The sequence below is a fragment of the Vibrio sp. 10N.222.52.B7 genome (assembly GCF_041474275.1).
GTDB lineage: Bacteria > Pseudomonadota > Gammaproteobacteria > Enterobacterales > Vibrionaceae > Vibrio > Vibrio crassostreae_C.
Genome location: NZ_JBFRTU010000341.1, coordinates 1 through 340, shown reverse-complemented (window position 1 = coordinate 340; position 340 = coordinate 1). Strand labels below are relative to the sequence as shown.

The 340-nt window shown below is 42.9% G+C and carries 1 protein-coding gene; it reads left to right on the top strand.

All coding sequences use genetic code 11. From position 1 onward, the window contains the following. Nucleotides 1-340 (top strand): TonB-dependent receptor plug domain-containing protein (locus tag AB4512_RS23120; protein ID WP_372175859.1); only part of this gene is annotated, 340 nt, incomplete at both ends.

Genomic DNA, 340 nt, shown 5'->3' with positions numbered 1-340 from the left:
TTGACGAGGTTGTTGTATCGGCAACTCGTACGAATCAAACACTTATCAATACTGCTGCTTCTGTTACTGTCATCTCGGATAAGCAAATTGAAGAGAACATGGCGAAAGATGTGAATGAAATCTTCGAATACACTCCGGGTGTAACGATGAATTCAAGCTCTCGCCAAGGCGCACAGACTATCAACATTCGTGGCATGGAAGGTAAACGCGTTAAGATTTTAGTCGATGGCTCTTCTCAGCCAGGTTCATTTGATGGTGGTCCATACGCATTTATCAATTCTAGCGGTATTTCAATCGATCCCGACATGCTTAAAAGTGTCGAAATAATCAAAGGTGCTGC